At 65.7% G+C, this 824-nt stretch carries 1 protein-coding gene; it reads left to right on the forward strand.

The window, feature by feature from the left end; translation table 11 throughout:
* Positions 1 to 824: DUF7507 domain-containing protein (locus LGQ03_RS16605; RefSeq protein WP_226749302.1), on the forward strand; the 824-nt coding region annotated here is incomplete at both ends.

Here is an 824-nt window from a genome sequence, read left to right on the forward strand (position 1 = left end):
TTGACGATCCGACGGAGCTGTTGATTGCGCCTGTTCCGGCGCTGGAGCTTGAGAAGGTTCTGACGCAGGGCGGTACGGCTGTGGATGACACGCTGGTGTTTACGCTGACGGCGGTCAACCTTGGCAATGTCACGCTGAGCGATCCTGTTCTGACGGATACGTTCACGCGGCTTGACGGCACGGCGATCACGGGTGTCGTCCCTGTGCTGGCCGATCCGGCCGTTGCGGGCACACCGCTGGCCCCGGGCGACACCCGCGTCTGGACGCTGGAGCATACACTGACGCAGGCGGACATCGACGCAGGCGGGGTGAGCAACACCGCGACGCTGACAACACAGACACCGGACGGCGACCCGCTTGCGGATGTCTCTGACAACGGCATCGACGGCGACGGCAACACCGCCGATGACCCCACCGTACAACTGATCGCGCCGACCCCGGCGCTGGACGTGACCAAGGTCATCACCCAGACCGCCACCGCCGTCGGCGACACCGTCATCTTCGAGATCACCGCAACGAACACCGGCAACGTCACTCTGTTCGATGCGGCGCTGACGGACAGCTTTACGCGGGCAGACGGAACCGTGGTGCCGAATGCGACGCCGGTTCTGGTGAGCGGCGGTGCTGCGGACGATCCGCTGGCCCCTGGTGCGAGCCGCGTCTGGCGTCTGACGCATGTGCTGACACAGGCGGACATCGACGCAGGCGGGCTGTCGAACAGCGCGACGGTTGCGACGGTGACGCCTGCGGGCGATCCGGTCAGCGACATGTCTGACGACGGCAATGATGCGGACGGGAACACGATTGACGATCCGACGGAGCTG

Origin of the sequence: Loktanella gaetbuli (assembly GCF_020531945.1) — a bacterium.
Taxonomy (GTDB): Bacteria; Pseudomonadota; Alphaproteobacteria; order Rhodobacterales; family Rhodobacteraceae; genus Loktanella; species Loktanella gaetbuli.